This is a genomic window from Stenotrophomonas sp. (assembly GCF_032056425.1).
Classification (GTDB): Bacteria; Pseudomonadota; Gammaproteobacteria; order Xanthomonadales; family Xanthomonadaceae; genus Stenotrophomonas.
In genome coordinates this window covers 217,839-238,469 of the sequence record NZ_DAMBCN010000001.1, presented here as the reverse complement: position 1 = coordinate 238,469, position 20,631 = coordinate 217,839, and the positions used below count along the sequence as shown (strand labels likewise).

General features: G+C 66.7%; 21 protein-coding genes. 8 read left to right on the top strand and 13 right to left on the bottom strand.

Annotation, left to right across the window (positions count from 1 at the left end; all coding sequences use genetic code 11):
• Positions 1-142: 142 nt before the first annotated feature.
• Positions 143-1,048 carry a LysR family transcriptional regulator ArgP gene (locus RTY46_RS01070; protein WP_312706248.1) on the bottom strand — a complete coding sequence of 302 codons (906 nt, stop codon included), beginning with the start codon at positions 1,046-1,048 and terminating at the stop codon, positions 143-145.
• A 137-nt stretch (positions 1,049-1,185) separates the two neighbouring features.
• On the opposite strand from RTY46_RS01070, the gene RTY46_RS01065 reads away from it, so the two are divergent.
• On the top strand, positions 1,186-1,821 hold the full coding sequence (locus RTY46_RS01065) for a LysE family transporter (RefSeq protein ID WP_005408523.1): 636 nt from the start codon (positions 1,186-1,188) through the stop codon (positions 1,819-1,821).
• A 180-nt stretch (positions 1,822-2,001) separates the two neighbouring features.
• Here the strand turns inward: RTY46_RS01065 and RTY46_RS01060 are convergent, their stop codons facing one another.
• The gene (locus RTY46_RS01060; protein WP_312706247.1) at positions 2,002-3,756 is read right to left on the bottom strand and encodes an oligopeptide:H+ symporter; all 1,755 of its coding nucleotides are present in this window, start codon (positions 3,754-3,756) and stop codon (positions 2,002-2,004) included.
• Positions 3,757-3,823: 67 nt separating this feature from the next.
• The gene (locus RTY46_RS01055; RefSeq protein ID WP_312706246.1) at positions 3,824-4,972 is read right to left on the bottom strand and encodes a heparan-alpha-glucosaminide N-acetyltransferase domain-containing protein; all 1,149 of its coding nucleotides are present in this window, start codon (positions 4,970-4,972) and stop codon (positions 3,824-3,826) included.
• 201 nt (positions 4,973-5,173) lie between these two features.
• On the opposite strand from RTY46_RS01055, the gene RTY46_RS01050 reads away from it, so the two are divergent.
• The 3 genes from RTY46_RS01050 (at position 5,174) to RTY46_RS01040 (ending at position 10,869) form a co-directional block, all read left to right on the top strand.
• On the top strand, positions 5,174-7,138 hold the full coding sequence (locus tag RTY46_RS01050; protein WP_312706245.1) for an oligopeptide transporter, OPT family: 1,965 nt from the start codon (positions 5,174-5,176) through the stop codon (positions 7,136-7,138).
• A gap of 296 nt (positions 7,139-7,434) precedes the next feature.
• The gene (locus tag RTY46_RS01045; RefSeq protein ID WP_312706244.1) at positions 7,435-9,513 is read left to right on the top strand and encodes a S9 family peptidase; all 2,079 of its coding nucleotides are present in this window, start codon (positions 7,435-7,437) and stop codon (positions 9,511-9,513) included.
• Between the two features lie 126 nt (positions 9,514-9,639).
• Entirely contained in the window at positions 9,640-10,869 is a 1,230-nt protein-coding gene (locus tag RTY46_RS01040) for a DUF819 family protein (RefSeq protein WP_312706243.1), read from the top strand.
• Between the two features lie 86 nt (positions 10,870-10,955).
• Here the strand turns inward: RTY46_RS01040 and RTY46_RS01035 are convergent, their stop codons facing one another.
• Genes RTY46_RS01035 through RTY46_RS01015 form a run of 5 tightly spaced genes read right to left on the bottom strand, consistent with a single transcriptional unit; the run spans position 10,956 to position 13,975 of the window.
• A complete protein-coding gene (locus RTY46_RS01035) occupies positions 10,956-11,435 on the bottom strand; it encodes a hypothetical protein (RefSeq protein ID WP_312706242.1) in 480 nt (159 codons plus the stop codon).
• Between the two features lie 47 nt (positions 11,436-11,482).
• A complete protein-coding gene (minE, locus tag RTY46_RS01030; protein ID WP_005408532.1) occupies positions 11,483-11,743 on the bottom strand; it encodes a cell division topological specificity factor MinE in 261 nt (86 codons plus the stop codon).
• Between the two features lie 2 nt (positions 11,744-11,745).
• The gene (gene minD / locus RTY46_RS01025) at positions 11,746-12,555 is read right to left on the bottom strand and encodes a septum site-determining protein MinD (protein ID WP_312706241.1); all 810 of its coding nucleotides are present in this window, start codon (positions 12,553-12,555) and stop codon (positions 11,746-11,748) included.
• Positions 12,556-12,590: 35 nt separating this feature from the next.
• On the bottom strand, positions 12,591-13,376 hold the full coding sequence (gene minC / locus RTY46_RS01020; protein ID WP_312706240.1) for a septum site-determining protein MinC: 786 nt from the start codon (positions 13,374-13,376) through the stop codon (positions 12,591-12,593).
• 2 nt (positions 13,377-13,378) lie between these two features.
• Complete coding sequence (locus RTY46_RS01015) at positions 13,379-13,975, bottom strand: GNAT family N-acetyltransferase (RefSeq protein WP_312706239.1); 597 nt, start codon at positions 13,973-13,975, stop codon at positions 13,379-13,381.
• 150 nt (positions 13,976-14,125) lie between these two features.
• On the opposite strand from RTY46_RS01015, the gene RTY46_RS01010 reads away from it, so the two are divergent.
• The 4 genes from RTY46_RS01010 (at position 14,126) to RTY46_RS00995 (ending at position 17,756) form a co-directional block, all read left to right on the top strand.
• Entirely contained in the window at positions 14,126-15,331 is a 1,206-nt protein-coding gene (locus RTY46_RS01010) for a sensor histidine kinase (protein WP_312706238.1), read from the top strand.
• Complete coding sequence (locus RTY46_RS01005) at positions 15,331-15,972, top strand: response regulator transcription factor (RefSeq protein WP_312706237.1); 642 nt, start codon at positions 15,331-15,333, stop codon at positions 15,970-15,972. The genes RTY46_RS01010 and RTY46_RS01005 overlap by 1 nt, the downstream gene beginning before the upstream one ends.
• Before the next feature lie 234 nt (positions 15,973-16,206).
• Positions 16,207-17,280, top strand: coding sequence for an SRPBCC family protein (locus tag RTY46_RS01000; protein WP_312706236.1), 1,074 nt, complete (start codon positions 16,207-16,209; stop codon positions 17,278-17,280).
• A gap of 104 nt (positions 17,281-17,384) precedes the next feature.
• The gene (locus RTY46_RS00995; protein ID WP_312706235.1) at positions 17,385-17,756 is read left to right on the top strand and encodes a DUF423 domain-containing protein; all 372 of its coding nucleotides are present in this window, start codon (positions 17,385-17,387) and stop codon (positions 17,754-17,756) included.
• 80 nt (positions 17,757-17,836) lie between these two features.
• Here RTY46_RS00995 and RTY46_RS00990 read toward each other — a convergent pair whose 3' ends face one another.
• The 5 genes from RTY46_RS00990 to RTY46_RS00970 are packed head-to-tail and all read right to left on the bottom strand — an operon-like array spanning position 17,837 to position 20,561.
• Positions 17,837-18,646: a D-alanyl-D-alanine carboxypeptidase family protein gene (locus RTY46_RS00990; RefSeq protein WP_312706234.1), complete on the bottom strand. Its 810-nt coding sequence runs from the start codon at positions 18,644-18,646 to the stop codon at positions 17,837-17,839.
• A 9-nt stretch (positions 18,647-18,655) separates the two neighbouring features.
• Positions 18,656-19,249, bottom strand: a complete 594-nt coding sequence (locus RTY46_RS00985; RefSeq protein ID WP_312706233.1) for a hypothetical protein — start codon at positions 19,247-19,249, stop codon at positions 18,656-18,658.
• A 29-nt stretch (positions 19,250-19,278) separates the two neighbouring features.
• The gene (locus RTY46_RS00980) at positions 19,279-19,458 is read right to left on the bottom strand and encodes a DUF4177 domain-containing protein (protein ID WP_312706232.1); all 180 of its coding nucleotides are present in this window, start codon (positions 19,456-19,458) and stop codon (positions 19,279-19,281) included.
• Positions 19,455-19,634, bottom strand: a complete 180-nt coding sequence (locus RTY46_RS00975) for an Arc family DNA binding domain-containing protein (protein ID WP_312706231.1) — start codon at positions 19,632-19,634, stop codon at positions 19,455-19,457. The genes RTY46_RS00980 and RTY46_RS00975 overlap by 4 nt, the downstream gene beginning before the upstream one ends.
• A 45-nt stretch (positions 19,635-19,679) precedes the next feature.
• Positions 19,680-20,561: an SPFH domain-containing protein gene (locus tag RTY46_RS00970; RefSeq protein WP_312706230.1), complete on the bottom strand. Its 882-nt coding sequence runs from the start codon at positions 20,559-20,561 to the stop codon at positions 19,680-19,682.
• Positions 20,562-20,631: the final 70 nt, after the last annotated feature.

Below are 20,631 nucleotides of genomic sequence, written 5' to 3'. Positions count from 1 at the left end.
ATGCTGGCACAGATTCGTCGTGTTTTCCGTGGCCGCGTATCCACCCATGGGGTGGATCTACTGGGTACGCGCGCATCCGCACATCGGGTGGCTCAACCCGGTGGTAGATCCACCCCATGGGTGGATACGCCCCCGGGCCGCCTCAGCGCTTCCGCCGCACCAATGCGGTTGATGCATCGAGCACGGCGCGGGTCAGCAGTGCCATGGTCTGCACATCGCCCTTCCAGTGCTGCCAGTACAGCGGCACGTCTTCCCAGGCGCGCTGGCGCACATAGACCAGCCGACCGGCATCCAGATGCCGTTTCACCAGCGGCAGCGGGTTCATGGTCCAGCCCAGGCCGCCCAGGTTGGCCTGCACGAACGCGCGGGTGGAAGGAATCCACCAGGTGGGTGCGGTGCCGGGCAGCTCGTCGCCGGCCATGCGCCGGGCGAAGCGCGCCTGCATGTCGTCCTTGCGGTTGAACACCAGCACCGGCGCCTGCGCCAGCGCCTGCGCGGTCACGCCCTTGGCGAAATGCTGGTCGCGGAATTCCGGGGTGCAGGTGGCGGCGTAGCGGATGCTGCCCAGCGCATGGATCTGGCAGCCCTGCACCGGCTCGTCCAGGGTCGTCACCGCACCCAGCACGGTGCCCTGGCGCAGCAGTTCCACGGTGTGGTCCTGGTCTTCCACGCGCAGGTCCAGGGTGGTGCCGGTGCCCTGCGCAAAGGCATGCGCGGCCTGCGGGAACCAGGTTTCCAGGCTGTCATGGTTCACCGCCACCGGGATGCTGGCCTGGGGCAGGTCCTCGTCGGCCAGGCCCATGCGGTGCAGCGCGTCGTGCTCCAGCAGGGCGGTCTGCTCGGCCAACTGCACCAGCAACTGGCCTTCGGCGGTGGCGGTGGCCGGGGTGCCGCGCTTCACCAGCAGGCGGCCGATGCGGTCTTCCAGTGCCTTTACCCGCTGCGAGATGGCCGATGGGGTGACGTTGAGTGCCTGCGCGGCGCGGTCGAAGCTGCCTTCGCGGATCACCGCGGCCAAGGCCCGCAGCTGGGCGTGGTCGATGCGCATCCAATTAAGCTCCGCTAATGTTGGTTTAGTAAGTTTAGCTCGTCTTTTTCATGTTGCGGCGCGACAATGGCGCTCGTTCCGGTGCTGTCCGCCTTCGCGAGGCACCGTCCCCCCAGCAAGACAAGGCAGTGAATCCCATGTTCTCGGTCATCTCCGCCAGCACCGGCCTCGGTGCCTGGTTCTCTGGTGCAGCCACCGGCATCGGCCTGTTCGCCGTGGTTGGTGCCCAGAGCGCCTTCATCCTGCGCCAGGGCATCCTGCGCAAGCACATCGTGCCGGTGGTGGCCACCTGCGCGGCCATCGATGCGATCTTCATCTTCGCCAGCGTGGCCGGCCTGCGCACGCTCACCTCGGCGCTGCCGTGGCTGACCACGGCGGTGCTGTGGACCGGCGTGGCCTTCCTGGCCTGGTATGCGATGAAGTCGGCGCGCCGCGCGATTGCCGGCGGCGGTGGCATGGGCGAGGCCGACAGCGATGACGGCAGCCGCCGCGCGGTGCTGATGGCCGCCGTGGGCTTCTCGCTGATCAACCCGCACTTCTGGCTGGACATGATGGTGATCGGTTCGATTGCCGAGAACTTCGGCAATGCACGCATGGCCTTCGCCGCCGGCGTGGTGACCGCCAGCTGCCTGTGGCTGACCGCGCAGGGCCTGGGCGCGCGCCTGCTGGCGCCGTTGTTCACCAAGCCCAGCACCTGGCGCGTACTGGACGGCACCATCGCCGTGATCCTCAGCATCCTGGCCCTGACCCTGGCGGTGCGCGGGGTCCACTGACCCACCGCGCACGCCCCCTGCATCCACGTCCTGACTCTCTCCCAGGTAGTGGCTACGACGGCACCGGCAACGGTGCCGTTTTTCCATGCACGCGCCCCACGCTGGCAGCGGCGCAGCGGCCGCACCTGTAATCGCGGCGTGGACAGGGTGTCCGCCTGCGTGCGGCGCCTGCGCACGGGGTCATTTGACCCCGTGCATCATCCGCTTCAGCAGCGGCGCGGCGATGAAGGCCGCCACCGCACAGCCCAGGCCGATCCACATCAGCAGCCAGAACAGGTGCGCATAGGCACCGGCGGCGGCGGCCATGTCCAGCGATTCGCCTTCGGGTACCTCGATCGCGGCCAGCTTGCCGAACAGTGCGGCCAGCGTTTCCGAAAACGCAGTCGCCAGGAACCAGGTGCCCATCATCAGGCTCATCACCCGCGGCACGGCCAGCTGGGTCACCGCCGACAGACCCACCGGCGACAGGCACATCTCGCCACTGGCCAGCAGGAAGTAGGCCAACACCAGCCACCACACGCTGGCCATCTCACCGGTAGCGCCCACCTGCTGCGCGGCCAGCGCCAGCGGCACGAACGACAGCGCACCGATCACCAGGCCCCAGGCCGATTTCACCGGCTTGCCCGGTTCCCAGCCGCGGCGGTCCATCCAGGTCCACAGCGCGGCAAAGGCCGGCGCCAGCAGCACCAGGAACAGCCCGCCCAGATAGGTGAGCGAACCGGCGGTCTGCGGAATCACCAGGCAGTCGCGCACCAGCAGCACCAGCATCAGCGCCACGATGGCGATGAAGAACGCCCGCGGTGCGTTGGAACCGGGGCGGCGTTCGGCCAGGCGCGCGCTGACCACAAAGCCCAACGGCGCCAGCAGCAGCGACAGGATCGACCACGGCAGCGGCGTGCCATCGGTGATCACCAGCGCCGGCACGATGTCCTTGGTCAGCAGCCGGTCGGTGAAGGTGACCCATGAGCCGTAAGACTGCTCGTACATCGTGAAGAACACCAGCGCCATGAAGATCAGCACCATCAGCGCGATCATCTGCTGGCGCTGCACCGGCGTGCATTTCGTGCCGGTGAACCAGGCGAACCAGACCAGCACGCCGCCCAGCACCACCAGCATCAGCATCAGCGCCAGGCTGATTTCACCGCCCAGCGCGAAGGCGCCATTGCCGGCGGCCCACATCAGCCAGGCGACCGGCAGCACGCCGACCACCGCACACAGATAGATCAGCCATTCGCGCGGCAGGCCAAGCACTTTTTCCTTCAGTGCGGCCGGCTGCGGCGGCTCGGCGTGGCCGTGCAGGTATTTCTGCCCCCACAGGAACATGGCCAGGCCGGCCAGCATGCCGATGCCGGCGGCGCCGAAGCCGTACTTCCAGCCGTAGGCCTCGCCGAGGAAGCCGCAGACCAGCGACGAGAACAGCGCGCCCAGGTTGATGCCGGCGTAGAACAGCGAGAAGCCTGAATCGCGGCGCGGGTCGTCCTTGGGATAGAGCTTGCCGACGATGGTGGAAATGTTCGGCTTGAGGAAGCCGACGCCCATGATGATCAGCGCCAGCGACAGATAGGTCACCGCCAGGGCCGAGGTATCGCGCACCACTTCGCCGTTCACCCGGTACGCCGCGTGGCCTTCAAAGGCCATGCCCAGATGGCCCAGCACCAGCAAAATGCCGCCGAACAGCACCGCCCGGCGCATGCCCAGCCAGCGGTCGGCCAGCATGCCGCCGAACACGGGGATGCAGTAGACCAGGCCGCCGTAGGCACCCAACAGGTCCAGACCGGCCTTGTCACCGAACAGGTGGTACTTGGTCAGGTACAGCAGCAGCAGCGCCTTCATGCCGTAGAAGGAGAAGCGCTCCCACATTTCGGTGAAGAAGCAGACGTAGACGCCCTTGGGGTGGCCCAGGAAATCGTCGGAAGCAATCGCGGTGGAATTCATCGGCGGATTATAGGCGCGTGCCGCAGGCACGCGCCGGGTAGCGCCGGGCCATGCCCGGCGCTACCGTTTACAGGTAGCGCAGCCAGGCCAGATCGCGCCGGCGCGCCTTGAACCGCCCGAACGCGCGCGTGGCCGGGTACAGCGCCACCGCCAGCGCACAGGCCACCAGCAGCAGGCCCGCCACCGAATCCAGCGCGTACAGGCGGCCGTGGGTCGGCCCCCATATCGCCAGCGCGGCCACGTACATCAGCTTCAGCACGTACAGGTGCAGCAGGTAGAAGAACATCGGTGCCGCGCCGATATCGGCCAGCGGTTGCAGGACGCGGGCCAGCGGCGCCCACTCATACAGGCGCAGCAGCACCAGACCGATGCCCAGGGTCAGCAGCAGGAACTGCAGCGACGGTGGGTACTTGGTCACGTTGAACACGCTCATCCAGGTGCGCAGCGCGCTGTCCTGGTACTGCCACGGCGCTTCGCCATAACCGTTGGCCAGACGCAGCAGGGCGAAGGCCGCCAGCGCACCCAGGCCGGCCCACAGCAGCCAACGCTGGCGCTGCGCCGGGTCGCGGTCGCGGGCGAACCACGGCCCCATCAGATAGCCCAGTGCAATCACCCCGATCCACGGCAGCACCGGGTAGGAGGTGCGCAGGCGCATCACCCCGGCGTCGATCCAGTCGCGTTGGTGCAGCACCTTCCACAGCACCGCCAGCACGCCGTTGCCGTCCACCCGCACGCCATCGAACAGGTTGTGGCCAGCCACCAGCAGCACGCCCAGCACCAGCAGGGCCGGGCGCGGCAGCCACAGCAGGCCGGCCAGCGCGATCATGCTCAGTCCGATCGCCCAGATCACCTGCAGGTACAGCGTGTCCGGCGGGAACTGGAAGGTCCAGGCGAAGCTCACCAGGGTCAGTTCCAGCACCACCAGGAACAGGCCGCGCTTGAGCAGGAAGGCGGCCGTGGCCCGGCGCGGGTCGGCCTGGCGCTGGCCGTACAACCAGGCCGACAGGCCGGTCAGCAGCACGAATACAGGGGCGCACAGATGGGCCAGCAGGCGGCAGGCGAACAGGGCAGGGGATACGCTGGCCGCATCCATCGGGTCGCTCACCTGGTACTGCAGGAAGAAGGTCTCGCGCACGTGATCCAGCAGCATCAGCAGCATCACGGTGCCGCGAAGCTGGTCGATGGAGGCCAGGCGGGGGGAGGGGGAAGGGGCCATGCAAGCAAAGGAAACCGGCGAATTGGATAGGATATAACATATCGTTTGCGCAGACCCCAGCCACGTTTTGCCGGTTCAGCCGGTTGGCGGTTCGGGCAGGCGCGCCCGCCACTGCAGCTGGCGCCCCCATCCTTTGGCACGCTGGACTTGCCGCCCCCTGAACGCTAGCGTGCAAGGGATTTTTTGCCAGCAGGGGCTTCCATGAACCACGACGCTGCGCCCAAGCAGCTCACCTTCCGCGCAGTGGCCCTGGCCATCGTGCTGGCGGTGGTGCTGTCAGCGGCCAACGCCTATCTCGGTCTGTTCGCAGGCCTGACCATCGCCACCGCCATTCCCGCCGCGGTCATTTCCATGGGCGTACTGCGCCTGCTGGGCGGTGGTTCCATCCTCGAAAACAACATCGTGCAGACCGGCGCCTCGGCCGGTTCGTCCATCGCCGCCGGTGTCATCTTCACCATCCCGGCGCTGGTCATCATGGGCTACTGGCCGGACTTCAAGTACTGGTGGGTGCTGGGCATCGCCGGTCTGGGCGGCCTGCTGGGCGTGCTGTTCTCGGTGCCGCTGCGCCGTTCGATGATCGTCGAAGACCCGCTGCCGTTCCCGGAAGGCAAGGCCGCGGCCGAGGTACTCAAGGCCGGTGAAAACCCCGGCCCGGGCCTGAAGATCCTCGGCCTGTCGGCCGTGATCGGCGCCTTCGTCAAGCTCGCCGCCGAAAGCGGCCTGCGCCTGATCCCGGATGCCTGGTCGACCTCGGCCTACGTCGGCAGCTCCAAGATCACTGCCTTCATCGGCACCAACCTGTCGCCGGCCCTGCTGGGCGTGGGCTACATCGTCGGTCTGAATGTCGGCATCGTGGTGGTGTCCGGCTCGATCCTGACCTGGCACATCGCCATCCCGATCTACCAGGCGTTCTTCATGAACACCGATCCGGCCCTGGCCGCGTCGGTGGCCACCGCCTCGTCCACCGAAGCCGCGTTCGCCATCTGGGGCGCAAAGATGCGTTACCTGGGCGTCGGCGCGATGCTGATCGGCGGCATCTGGACCCTGATCTCGCTGCGCAAGTCGCTGCTGAACGGCGTCAAGAGTGGCTTCGCTGCCGCGCGCAAAAGTGGCGGCCCGGTGCTGGCCCATACCGAACGCGACCTGCCGATGAAGTGGATGCTGGTCGCCCTGGTGGCCTTCGTGCTGCCGCTGCTGGCCCTGTACCAGGCCATCGTCGGCCAGTGGCACGTGTCCATTCCGATGACCATCATCATGATCGTCGCCGGCTTCCTGTTCGTGTCGGTGTCGGCCTATCTGGCCGGCCTGATCGGTTCGTCCAACAACCCGGTCTCGGGCATCACCATCTCCACCATCCTGTTCGCCTCGGCGGTGCTGGTGGTGCTGCTGGGCGCCGATGGCCTGAAGCCGGTCGGCGCCGGTGGTGCGCCGCTGGGTGCGGTGGCCGCCATCATGATCGGTGCGGTGGTGTGCTGTGCCGCCGCCGTGGGCGGTGACAACCTGCAGGATCTGAAGGCGGGTTACATCGTCGGTGCCACCCCGTGGAAGCAGCAGCTGATGCTGGGCATCGGTGCGTTCTCGTGCGCGCTGATCATGGCCCCGGTGCTGAACCTGCTGGCCACCGCCTACGGCATCGGCGTGAAGTCCGAGCTGCACCCGAACGCCCTGGCCGCCCCGCAGGCGAACCTGATGGCCTCGGTGGCCAAGGGCCTGTTCGGTGGCGAACTGCCGTGGACCTTCATCGGCATCGGTGCCGTGGTCGGTGCGGTCATCATCGCCTTCGACAGCTGGCTGAAGTCGCGCAATTCGCGCTTCCGCGTGCCGGTGCTGGCCGCCGCCATCGGTATCTACCTGCCGCTGGAACTGATGGTGCCGATCTTCCTGGGCGGCCTGATCGCCTACCTGGTCGAGCGCTTCCACAAGGTGCGTGGCGATGATGAAGAAGGCCGCGACCGCGTCCACAAGCCGGGCGTGCTGTTCGCCGCCGGCCTGATCACCGGTGAGGCGCTGATGGGTATCGCCATCGCCGTGCCGATCGTGGTCAGCAGCCGCGCCGACGTGCTGGCCCTGCCGTTCCACCTGCCGGCCGCGCAGTGGTTCGGCCTGGCAGTGCTGTTCCTGGTGGGCCTGCTGATCTACCGCACGGGCAAGCGCGCACAGGTGTAACACCCCAAGGGTCGGATCCCTTCCCGCAGGGAAGGGCTCTGACCCCGGCTGGCAGCGTAGGGGGCAGAGCCGATTCCTGTGCAAGGGGTCGGATCCCTTCCCGCAGGGAAGGGCTCTGACCCCGGCTGGCAGCGTATGGGGTCAGAGCCGATTCCTGCGGAATCGGATCCGACCCCTGTGCTGTTTGCTGTTTCTGGCGGCGGGAACCGCGCTGGCCGGCAGGCATGACCGATGGCCTTGGCAGCCCCGCCCGCGCGGGCCTACCATCGGTTTTTTGCCGTCCTGCGGAGACCCCGATGAAACTGCGTCATGCCCTGCTGCCACTGAGCCTGCTGGCCGCCCTGCCCAGCGTTGCCGCTGCCCGTGGCCTGGAGGTCCGCGACATGGTGGCCATGGATCGCGTCTCCGCCCCGGTCCTCACCGCTGACGGCAGCACCGTGGTGTTCGCCAAGCGCAGCACCGATGCCGCGCTGAAGTCCAGCACCGCCCTGTTCGCGCGCAACCTGCGCACGCGTGATGCGGCCCCGCCGAAGCAGATCACCCCGGCCGGCTGGAACGTCAATTCGGCCTCGCTGTCGGCCGATGGCCAGACCGTGTACTTCCTCAGCGCCAAGAACGGCAGCCAGCAGCTGTACGCGCAGCCGATCAGCGGCGGCACCCCGCGCCAGCTGACCGACTTCCCGGTGGACGTGGACAGCTACCACGTCTCGCCGCAGGACGACCGCGTGCTGTTCAGCGCCGGCGTGTTCCAGGCCTGTGCCTCGGATCTGGCCTGCACCGAAAAGAAGCTGAAGGACGTGACCGGCGCCAAGGCCAGCGGCAAGGTCTTCGATTCGCTGTTCGTGCGCCATTGGGATACCTGGAACGACGGCCGCCGCAACACCTTGTTCGTGGCCCCGCTGCCGGTCGCCAAGGGCGGCCCGGTGAAGGGCGCTTCGGCGCTGAGCGCCACCATCGATGGCGACGCACCGTCCAAGCCGTTCGGCGGCAATGACGATTTCGCCTGGTCGCCCGATGGCAGCAGCGTGGTCGCCAGCATCCGCGTGGCCGGCAAGCAGGAACCGTGGTCGACCAACTTCGACCTGTACCGCTTCGATGCCGCCGGCAAGCAGGCGCCGGTCAACCTGACCGCCTCCAACCCGGCCTGGGATGCCGGCCCGGTGTTCAGCGCCGACGGCAAGACCCTGTTCTACCGCGCCATGAAGCGCCCGGGCTTCGAAGCCGACCGCTTCGGCCTGATGGCGATGGACCTGGCCAGCGGCAAGACCCGCGAAATCGCCCCGCAGTGGGACCGCTCGGCCGGTGAGATCAACCTGTCCGCCGATGGCGCCAGCATCTACACCACCACCGACGACCTGGGCGAACACCCGCTGTTCCAGATCGATGTGGCCACCGGCAAGGCGACCAAGGTCATCGGCGATGGCACCGTGTCCTCGGTCAGCGTGGCCGGCAACAGCGTGGCCATCACCCGCAACAGCCTGAAGAGCAACGACCAGGTGCTGGTCGGCCTGCTGCCGGCCGCCGGCGAAGCCATGGGCCCGCTGCGCGCGCTGACCCCGGCCGCCGGTGAAGTGCTGAAGGATGTCAGCTTCGGCGACTACGAACAGTTCGAGTTCAAGGGCTGGAACAACGAGACTGTGCACGGCTACGTGGTCAAGCCGCACAACTACCAGGAAGGCAAGTCCTACCCGGTCGCGTTCCTGATCCACGGCGGCCCGCAGGGCAGCTTCGGCAACGGCTGGAGCTACCGCTGGAACCCGCAGACCTACACCGGCCAGGGCTACGCCGTGGTCATGATCGACTTCCACGGTTCCACCGGCTACGGCCAGGCCTTCACCGATGCGATCAGCCAGCACTGGGGCGACCGCCCGCTGGAAGATCTGCAGAAGGGCTGGGACGCAGCGCTGAAGAAGTATTCCTTCCTCAACGGTGACAAGGCCTGTGCGCTGGGCGCCAGCTACGGCGGCTTCATGGTCAACTGGATCGCCGGCAACTGGAACGGCCCGTTCAAGTGCCTGGTGAACCACGATGGTGTGTTCGACCAGCGCATGATGGGCTACGCCACCGAAGAACTGTGGTTCACCGAATGGGAGCAGGGCGGTACCCCGTACCAGAAGGCGGCCAACTACGAGAAGTTCAATCCGGTCAACCACGTGGCCGATTGGAAGAAGCCGATCCTGGTGATCCACGGCCAGCAGGATTTCCGCATTCCGGTGGAACAGGGCCTGGCCGCGTTCACCGCCGCCCAGCGCCAAGGCATCGAATCGAAGTTCCTGTACTTCCCGGACGAAAACCACTGGGTGCTGAAGCCGGAAAACAGCATCCTGTGGCATGACACCGTCAATGCCTGGCTGAAGCAGCACATCGGCGAATAAGCCGGTCCAAGGGGTCGGATCCCATCCGCATCGCGGATGGGATCCGACCCCATCCATCGACTGTTCCTGGGGTCAGAGCCCTTTCGCAGCGCGAAAGGGATCCGACCCCGCACCCAGAGCACCTGCATGATCCAGAACGACATCGTCGTCTTCGGTTTGATCGCCGCCACCCTCGGCGCCGTGTTCTGGACCGCCTCGCGTGAACAGGGTGCGTGGAAGCGCTTCTACACCTTCGTGCCGGCGCTGCTGCTGTGCTACCTCATTCCCGGCATCTACAACACCGTCGGCCTGATCGACGGGCAGAACACCAAGCTCTACAACCCGGTGGCGCGCGACATCCTGCTGCCGGCGGCGCTGATCCTGCTCACCCTGGCGGTGGACATCAAGGGCATCCTGCGGCTGGGCCCGAAGCTGGTGCTGATGTACCTGGGCGCCTCGGCCAGCATCATGCTGGGCGCGGTGGTGGCCTTCCTGGTGATGCGCGCGATCCACCCCGACACGGTGGCCGGCGATACCTGGGCTGGCATGGCCGCACTGGCGGGCAGCTGGATTGGCGGCGGCGCCAACATGCTGGCCATGCGCGAAGTATTCGACGTCAACGCCACCACCTTCGGCCAGTTCGCCGTGGTCGATGTGGGCGTGGGCTATGTATGGATGGCCGCGCTGATCTTCCTGGCCGGGCGCGCGGCGAAGATCGATGCGCGCAGTGGCGCCGATACCTCGGCCATCGATGAACTGAAGGAGCGCATCGCGCGCTTCCAGGCCGAGCACGAGCGCATTCCCAGCCTGACCGACCTGATGCTGATCGTGGCGGTGGCCTTCGGCGGCGTGGGCCTGGCCCATGCCATCGGCGCGCCGTTGGCAGCCTGGTTCAAGGCCCACGTCAGCTGGGCAGCGCAGTTCAGCCTTGATGCGCCGTTCGTGTGGGTAGTGGTGCTGTCCACCACGTTGGGCCTGGGGCTCAGCTTCACCCGCGCACGCACGCTGGAAGGCGCGGGCGCGTCGCGGTTGGGCTCGCTGCTGCTGTACTTCCTGATCGCGTGCATCGGCATGCAGATGGACCTGCTGGCGCTGCTGGACCGGCCGTGGCTGTTCCTGCTGGGGCTGATCTGGATCGCCGTGCACATCGGCCTGCTGTGGTGCCTGGGCAAGCTGCTGAAGGTGCCGTTCTTCTACTTCGCCATCGGTTCGCAGTCGAACATCGGCGGCCCGGCCTCGGCGCCAGTGGTGGCGGCCGCGTTCCATCCGGCGCTGGCGCCGGTGGGCGTGCTGCTGGGCACGATGGGGTATGCCACCGGCACCTATCTGGCCTATGTGGTCGGCATCACCCTGCGCGCGCTGGCCGGGCAGGGCTGATCCGGGTTGCCGGCCGCTGGCCGGCACTACAGTAGATCCACGCCATGCGTGGATGGTGCGGACCAAGGTCCGCACCCACCGGTTACTTACGCCACCGGCAACCCGCGTTCGATCAACCACGCTTTCGCGTCTTCGGCGTCCTGCTCGAACCACGCTTTCGTAGACCCCAACCGGTACGTATACCCCCACGCATCCATGTCGGCCATCAGCCGGGCGCTGCCCACTCCGGGCAGGTACCCGGCCAGCACGATCTGCAGGTAGCAGGTGGCGTCTTCCTCGGGCACCGAATCGGTGGCGTCGGTATGCACCTGCGCGCGCCGTTCCGGCGGCAGCACGATCAGGTGGCAGGCTTCGTGCAGCATCGAGTGCACCGGCGTGTCGTCACGCACATACACGTTGCTGGCAATGATGCCGGCCTCGGGCTCGCCCCAATAGCTGCCGGGAATGGCTTGGCCAGCGGCAACGTGGTGCAGCCGCAGGCCATGCGCGGACAGCAGCTGCTGCGCATCGGCGAAGGCGATATCGCCAACGCGGGTCACGATGGGTTCGGGGGCAGTGTCGGTCATGCGGGGTCACGCGGCCCCGCCCATGCAGGCACGGGCGGGGCAGGGGGTCAGGGCTTGTCCGGGCCTTCGGGCAACGCCACGGAAATATCCAGTACGTCGTGCTGGCCATCCTTGACCAGGTCGACCTTCACCGCATCGACGTCGATGTTCACGTACTTCTTGATCACTTCCAGCAGCTCGCGCTGCAGCAGCGGCAGGTAGTCCGGGCCACCGCGGTGGCTGCGTTCCTGCGCGATGATGATCTGCAGGCGGTTCTTGGCGGTTTCGGCGGTGGTCTTCTTCGCTTTGAGGAAATCAAACAGGCCCATGCTTACCCTCCGAACAGCTTGCTGAAGAAGCCCTTCTTCTCGACGCTGGTGAAGCGCATCGGGCGTTCTTCGCCCAGGATGCGCGCGACGGCATCGTCGTAGGCCTGGCCGGCAGCGGACTCGACGTCCAGGATCACCGGCTCGCCCTTGTTGGAGGCATTGAGCACGTCGCCCGATTCGGGGATCACGCCGATCGCCTTCAGGCCCAGCACCTCTTCCACGTCGGCAATGCTGAGCATTTCACCGCTTTCCACCCGCACCGGGGTGTAACGGGTCAGCAGCAGGAAGGCCGGAACGTTCTGGCCGGATTCGGCCTTGTGGGTCTTCGAATCCAGCAGGCCGATGATGCGGTCGGAGTCGCGCACCGAGGACACTTCCGGGTTCACCACCACCACGGCGCGGTCGGCGAAGTACATGGCCAGGAATGCGCCCTTTTCGATGCCGGCCGGGGAATCGCAGATGACATAGTCGAAGCCGTCGGCGGCCAGGTCCTTCAGCACCTTGCCCACGCCTTCCTGGGTCAGCGCATCCTTGTCGCGGGTCTGCGAAGCGGCCAGCACGTACAGGTTGTCAAAGCGCTTGTCCTTGATCAGGGCCTGCTTCAGGGTGGCTTCGCCGTGCACGACGTTCACGAAGTCGTACACCACGCGGCGTTCGCAACCCATGATCAGGTCGAGGTTGCGCAGGCCGACGTCGAAGTCGATCACGGCCACCTTCTTGCCGCGCCGTGCCAGGCCGCAGGCCAGGCTCGCGCTGGAAGTGGTCTTGCCGACGCCGCCCTTGCCGGAGGTGACTACGATGATTTCAGCCAAAGGACTTCTCCTGATGATTCTGTTTGGGTGCTGCGTCAGTCCAGCGCAGCGATCTTGATCTGGTCCTGTTCCAGCCACACCTGCACGGCCTTGCCGCGCAGGTTGTCCGGCACATCGTCCAGTACCTTGTAATGGCCCGCAATGGCGACCAGTTCTGCATGGAAATCGCGGCAGAAGATGCGCGCCGCGGTGTTGCCCTGGGCCCCTGCCAGCGCGCGGCCGCGCAGGGTGCCGTAGATATGGATGCTGCCGTCGGCGATCACCTCGGCGCCTGCGCCGACGGTGGCCATCACGGTCAGGTCGCAGTTTTCCGCGTACAGCTGCTGGCCCGAACGCACGTTGCCCAGCTGCATGCGGCCCGGCTGCGGCGCGGCGGCATCGGCAGCCTTGCCGACCGGCGTGGCCGGCACCGGCTTGGCTTCGGCCTTGGCGGCGCGGCGCGGTTCGGCCGGCGGCGGCGGGGCCGGTTCAGCCTCGGCGCGTTCGTACTGCGCGCGGAACTTGGCCAGCAGCGGCAGGCCCAGCTGCTGCGACAGCAGATCGATGGCCGTGGTGCCGTAGGCCAGCGCCACCGGCAGCACGCCGGCGCTGCGCAGGCCATCCACCAGTGCCTGCGCGGTGGCCACGTCCGGCACCTGGCTCAGGCCGCCGAAATCGAGGATGACGGCGGCGCGGCCGAACAGTTTCGGCGCGCGGGTCACCCGCTCCTGCATTTCCTGCACGAGGCGTTCGACATCAAGGGTACGGATGCGCAGGTTGGCAATGCCCACCTGGCCGATCTTCAGTTCACCGGCCTGTTCGTAATCGAAATTCACCGCCACCCTCAAGTCCCCGTCGGTCGCTGTGCCTGCGCCGGCAGCTGCCGGTCACGCGCCCACGCCAGGTCGGGCAGTTTGCCGCCATAGGTGTCCTGCACCCACGGATAGCTGCACAGTTCCTTGGCCAGCATGCTGGCGCGCACGTCCACGTGCGGCATGGTGTTCTGGCCCAGCTCGCGGAAGCCGAAGCTGCCGTGGAAGAGCAGGGCGGCGTCGGCGCCGTGGTCCAGGAATACTTCGCAGGTCATCTGCGGGTAGCGCAGTTCGGCAAAGCTCTGCGCATCGGCATAGAACGCACGGCCGACGCCACCGCCGCGGCGGCGGCTGGCGACCACGATGCGGTCGATATAGAAGAAGGGGGTGTCCAGCTGCTGCTTGAACCAGGCGAAATTGCTGCTGTCGTGCTGGCTGTCGCTGCCGAAGCCGATCAGGAAGCCGGCCAGGTTGCCGTCGCGCTCGGCGACGCGGAAATACTCAGCGGTTTCGTAGAACAGGTGCAGCCGGGCCGCATCCAGCGGAAGGATGGCCAGGCCAGCATTGTTGTTCAACGCCAGGACGGAATCGAGCTCGTGCTCGCGCACGTCGCGGATGACAATCGACATTGTGACTCCGTGGGGTAACGCGGTTGGTCCTGCGAACGGACCCTGCGCACGATTATTGCATGCCCGGGGTGGGCTGCGGCATGAACAGGGGGCAGGGGCAAGCATGACTTTATGCCCTTGGGGCAGACCGCGCACAGGCTACGATGGGTCATGCTGGCCCGACTGAACCACAATGCGATGCTGCGCTACTCCGGGTTGTTCACCTGGGGCACCGTTGGCCTGTGGCTGGCGATCTACCTGATCGATCCAGTCTCGCTCACCCTGGAAAGCCTCGATGGCGAAGCGGGCTACCGGGTCATTCCGTGGGCCTCGGCCTACCTGGCGTTCGGTGTGGTGTACTGGGGCCTGACCCGCGACCTGGGCGAAAGTGGCCCCGGCTTCTTCGACCATGCCGCGCTGATCCTGCTCACCGCCTGCGCCATCGGCGTCAGCTATTTCTCAGGCACCGCGCTGGGCAGCATCCTGCTGATGGTGGTGGCCGGGCTGCTGCCGTGGCTGCTGGGCCCGCGCATCGGCGTGGTCTGGCTGGTGGCCAGCAACCTGGCCGTGCTGCCGGTGTACATCAAGCCACTGGGCTTCCCGCCGGTCATCGCCGTGTTGCAGGCGATGGGATACATGGGCTTTTCCAGCTTCGTGTTCGTCATTGCCCTGGTGGCGCGGCGCCAGGCCGAGGCGCGCGACGAGCAGCGCCGCCTGAATGCCGAACTGCGCGCCACCCGCGCCCTGCTGGCCGAAAGCGCGCGGGTGAACGAGCGCACGCGCATTTCCCGCGAACTGCACGACGTGCTGGGCCACCAGCTGACCGCGCTCACCCTGAACCTGGAAGTGGCCGGCCACCTGGCCGATGGCAAGGCGCTGGAACACGTGAAGCGCTCGCACACCCTGGCCAAGCTGCTGCTGGGCAACGTGCGCGAAGTGGTCAGCCAGCTGCGCGAGACCGGGGCGATCGACCTGGCCGCCGCCCTGCGCCCGCTGACCGAGAACGTGCCCTCACTGGACATCCAGCTGGAGGTGGAGGAGCCGCTGAACGTGGAAGACCCGCAGCGGGCCCATGTGCTGTTGCGCTGCACCCAGGAAATCATCACCAATACGGTGCGTCACGCCCATGCCCGCCATCTGTGGATCCGGGTGTACCACGACGTCCCGGGGCAGGTGGTGGTAGAGGCCCGCGACGACGGCGTCGGGGCGGAAATGGTCAATGCGGGCAATGGCTTGCGCGGCATGCGCGAGCGCCTGCAACAATGTGGTGGCCAGCTGCAGGTGGAGACCCGCCCTGGCGACGGCTTCCGCCTGCGCGCCACGGTACCGGCCACGGTGCTGGCCGCACTTACCCAGGTTCCTGAAGGAGTACGGTGATGATTCGCGTCTGCCTGGTCGATGACCAAACCCTGGTGCGGCAGGGAATCCGCTCCCTGCTGGCGCTCGACGATGGCATCGAAGTGGTGGCCGAGGCGGCCGACGGCCGGCAGGCGGTCGAGCTGGTGCCGCAGGTGCGCCCGGACGTGGTGCTGATGGACATGCGCATGCCGGTGATGTCCGGGCTGGAAGCCCTGCAGGTGCTGTCGCGGCAGGAACAGCTGCCGCCGACCATCATCCTGACCACCTTCGACGACGACCAGCTGGTGCTGGCCGGGCTGAAGGCCGGCGCCAAGGGCTACCTGCTGAAGGATGTGACCCTGGAACAGCTGGTGGGCGCCATCCGCACCGTGGCCGAAGGCGGCTCGCTGGTACAGCCGGCGGTGACCCAGCGCCTGCTGTCCGGCCTGGAACACATGCGCAACGACTTCGTCAGCCTGGACCGCCCGGACCCGCTCACCGACCGTGAGACGGAGATCCTGCGGCTGATGGCCAGCGGCTTTTCCAACAAGGAGATTGCCAATTCGCTGGGCGTGGCCGAGGGCACGATCAAGAACCATGTGTCCAACATTCTCTCCAAACTGGGGGTGCGCGACCGAACGCGTGCCGTCCTGAAGGCCTTTGAACTCCAGTTGGTCTGAGAAAAATCCTTGCAGGACAAGGGCTTGGCCGGCATCTGCGGGCCTGGGTCGGGGTGCCCCCCTACTTGCCGGGGCCCCAGATGCGTTACCCTTCAAAATCTTTGTCCATACAAATACGCAGCCGGCACGGAAACCGGTGCGCCAATCCCGATAAACAATGCCTGCGAAGCCTGCTAGGATTGGCGCTTCGCTTCAATCAACCCGGCCGTGGGATCGGCCCCGGAGACTCTCTGAATGACCCGTATTATCGAGTTCCTGATCGCCTTGGGGATCGTGGCTGGCCTGTTCGTCATTATTGGCGTCTGTCTGCCGGGCGAGCGTCACATCACCGAAAGCATCGAGACCAACCGCAAGATGACGATCGTGTACGACACGGTCAACAGCCTGCGCCGCTTCAAGGACTGGAACCCGCTGGTACTGCGTGATCCCGCCGTTGACCTGAAGCTGTCCGGCCCGGCCTCGGGCGTGGGTGCCACCCTCGATTTCGCCTCCAAGGACCTGGGCAACGGTTCCTGGAAGATCACCGAATCGGAAGAGAACAAGCGTGTTGTGATCGCCGTCGAAGACCCGACCAAGGGCCACGACAAGGTCACCACCTTCACCCTCGAGCCGACCGGCAAGGGCGGTCGTAACGTCAAGATCACCCAGGATTACTCGGTGAAGTACGGCTTCGACCTGTTCGGCCGCTACGCCGGCCTGTATGTCAGCCGCCAGATCGGCGACGACATCAAGATGGGTCTGTCGCGCATGGCCAACATGCTGGCCACCGTGCCGAACGTTGACTACCGCACCGCCGAAGCCCCGCTGACCGATCTGGGCATCGTGGACGTGCCGGCCGAAGACCTGCTGGTCGTCAATGCCGGTAACGTTGATCGCGGCCAGGATTCGATCACCAAGTCCATCAAGGACAACCAGGAGTGGATCAAGCGCGTGATGGAGGCCAATGGCCTTGAAGCCGCCGGCCCGTTCCGCATCATCACCACCGATTTCGGTGCTGAGAAGTACGCCTTCGACATCGCCCAGCCGGTGAAGAAGAAGGGCGTTGAAGGCGCGGCTGCCGAAGAACTGACCGTCAAGATCGACGGCGGCGCTCCGGTGAAGTACGTCCGTGCTGCCCCGCACCGTTCGGCCCACGCGGCCTACACCGGCCACATGGCGGGTCTGGACATCGCCCGCAACGCACTGCGTGCCTGGGCTGTGACCAACGGTTCGGAAGTGGTCGATCGTCCGTACGAATCGTGGAAGGACGGCGTGGACAAGTCGTTCACCCCGGAAGCGACCTACGACATCTACTGGGCCGTCAAGTAAGCTTCGGCTGACCCATGTAGTGTTGGACACGAAAACGCGCCGCATACTGCGGCGCGTTTTTTTTCATCCGGGCCCGGCCATCGGGTCCTGCGCAGGGAAAGATCATGTTCACTACCGAACGTCGCGCGCGTAAACCTTCACTGTTGGCCTGCCTGGGCGCGCTGCTGGCCGCAGCCTCGATTGGCCTGTCGGCCTATGCCGCCCATGGCGTGGCCGATCCCTTGGCGCAGCAGCACCTGAACATGGCGGCGCTGTACGCCTTCGCCCACGGCGCGGTGCTGCTGGCGCTGGGGCCGCGCGCGCAGGGCGCGATCGCGCACCTGGGCCTGTATCTGCTGCTGCTGGGCGTGCTGCTGTTTTCCGGCAGCCTGGTGGGCGGCGCCCTGTGGCAGTGGCCAACCCGGCTGGCGCCGGTGGGCGGCACCACCCTGATGGCCGCCTGGGTGCTGCTGGCGATCAACGCGCTGCGGCGCTGAGCCAGCGCCGCAGCGCGCATTTGTAGAGTCGAGCCATGCTCGACTTCGGCAAAACCAGCCGAGCATGGCTCGGCTCTACCTCAGTCCGTGGCCGCTGCCCAGCACCAATGCCACGGCTCGTAGACAATCCCGTGCGGGTTGTCGCGCGGGTAGCTCAACCGGAACCCATGCCTGCCTGCGTGCGCCTGCAGCCACGCAAACGCCTCGGTTGCCTCGAACGTTTCTTCCGCCGGCGCATCGCCCGGCGTGCCGATATCCAGCGCATGCCCGCTGTGGTGCTCGCTGAAGCCCGGCGCCGCGTTGACCTTCAGGATCTCGGCCACGCTCAGCCCACGCGCCCGCTTGCGCTCGAAAATGCCCAGCTGGTAAGCGTGGCTGCGGAAACCGGAAATCGCATCCAGCGCCACCCCATCGCGTGCGGCGTGCAGGCGCATGCGGCGCCAGCCCTGTGCGGCGCCACGGCGCAGCCATAGCGGGCGGGCGAAGCGGTCGCGACCGGCGAAGTGCAGCACGCACGGCTCGGCTTCCAGCGGCAGCCCGCTGTCCCGTGCATAGGCGTCCACATCCAGGCCCAGCTGCTGCAGCCGCTGCTGCAGGCCGGCCAACGGCAGCCAGCGCTCTTCCAGCGGCGCGGCGAAGGGGCGGGCGCGGGCTTGCGCCAGCAGCGCAAGGGCCGCTTCCACGCCGGGTTCGCGCGGCAGTCGCGCCACCAGGGAATGTATGCCGTGGTCCAGGACCACGGCCAGGTAGCGGCCATCGTGCTTGCGCCGCAGTACCCACTGCGCGCGGGCCAGCAGGCGTGCATCCAGGTTGCTGCGCGCGCGCAGCAGGGCGGCCGGCCACAGTTCCACGGCCTCGGTATTGATCAGCAGGGGGGCGCGACGGTGCATGCCCGCAGCTTACTGCCGTGGCGCGGTGGCGGCCACCTTGTGCAGCGCGTCCAGCAAGGCCTGCGGCCGGTCCAGGCTGAGCAGCAGGGTGCTCCCGCCGCGCACGGGAATCACCAGCGTGCGCTGGCGGTCGGTAACCAGGGCAAACCCCTTGTTGCCGCCCTGCAGGCGGAAGTGGCCCGAATAGAAGCCCGGCATCGAATAGCCATTGGTCTTGTAGCGCAGGCCGTAGCGGCGGTCGCGGCCCAGGTCCACCACCTCGGCCTGCTCCAGCTGCAGCTGCGCCACCGGGGTGCGGCGCCGGTACAGCGTGGAGCGCACGTCCAGCACATTGCCATCGATCACCACCCGGCGGCGGAAGAACGCCGTGCCGAGGCCCACGCCGATCAGCGCCAGCACCACCAGGCTCCATGCCGCGCTGCCCCACAGGCGGAAGAAGGGCGGCGCCAGGGTGATCTCGATCCACGGCGCACCGGCCGTCGCGTGCTTCAGTTCAGCCCACACGCACAGCGCGAACACGATCAGCAGCGGCAGCAGGATCCACAGCACGCGCAGTGGCGAACTCTCGGCAATATCGAACGAACGCGGGTCGCTGCCATTCATTGCGGTGCTCCCTTGCGCGGCGCGCATGGTCAGATTTCCTTCTTGAAGACCAGCATGGCCGGGCGCATCGGCGCCGGGATGATGATGTTGACCAGTTCCCAGCCGAGCTGGCCCTGGCGGCTGAGTTCAGCCTGGATGTCCTCCGGCTTCTGCAGGCCCATCAACGACGTTTTGACTTCAACAGTGAGGTAGCTCCAGCGCTTGCTCATTCCTTGTCCTCGGCGGATGGCGTGGGTTTAGGCAGACGTCCTGCCTTGCGCAATGCATCGCGCAGCACGTATTCGATCTGTGCGTTCAGGCTGCGCAGCTCGTCGTCAGCCCAGCGTTGCGCCGCAGCCAGCACGTCGGCGTTGATGCGCAGCGGATAGGCTTTCTTCTCACTCATGCGAACTCCTGGCGGGGCGCGGTGGCGCCCCGTTGCGAGGGTGGCTCAGTACAGCGAACCGGCGTTGACGATCGGCTGGGTGCCGCGGTCCGAACACAGCACTGTCAGCAGGTTGCTGACCATGTGCGCCTTGCGTTCCTCATCCAGCTGCACCACGCCGTTCTTCTGCAGTTCGGCCAGGGCCATTTCCACCATGCCCACCGCACCGGCCACGATGCGCGTGCGCGCGGCGATCACTGCATTGGCCTGCTGGCGCTGCAGCATCGCCTGGGCGATTTCGGCGGCGTAGGCCAGGTGGCTGATACGTGCGTCGATCACCTGCACACCGGCATCGGCCAGGCGCTCGGCCAGCTCGTTCTTCAGGTGCTGGGAAATCTCGCTGGCGTGGCTGCGCAGGGCGAGCTGGCCATCTTCGTGCTGGTCGTAGGGATAGCTGGTGGCCATCGCGCGCAGCGCCGATTCGGACTGGATGTGCACGAAGCTTTCGTAGTCATCCACGTTGTAGACCGCTTCGGAGGCATCGACCACCTGCCAGACGATCACCGCGGCAATCTCGATCGGACTGCCATCCAGCTCGTTCACCTTCAGTTTGCCGCTTTCGAAGTTGCGCACGCGCTGGCTGACCCGGCGCTTGGAATAGAAGGGGTTGTTCCAGCGCAGGCCGTTGTCCTTCACCGTGCCCACGTACTTGCCGAACAGGCTCAGCACCGCCGCCTGGTTGGGCTGCACCGTGTACAGGCCGGCCAGCACCAACACCGCGGCGACGACCAACAGCAGGCCGCCCAGCATCATCAGCAGGTTCGGTGCGCCGGTGCTGGCTTTGGCTGCCACCCCCAGCACGAACAGCGCGGCACCGGCCAGCGCGGCCAGCAGCGAGACGGCCAGCGTACCCAGACCGTTGAGGGAGGAAAGCGACTTCTCTTTCATGGCAGTACGTCCTTGAGGGTTCGATTGAACGATATCAAATTGATATCAGACCGCAAGTGCCGTTCGTCGG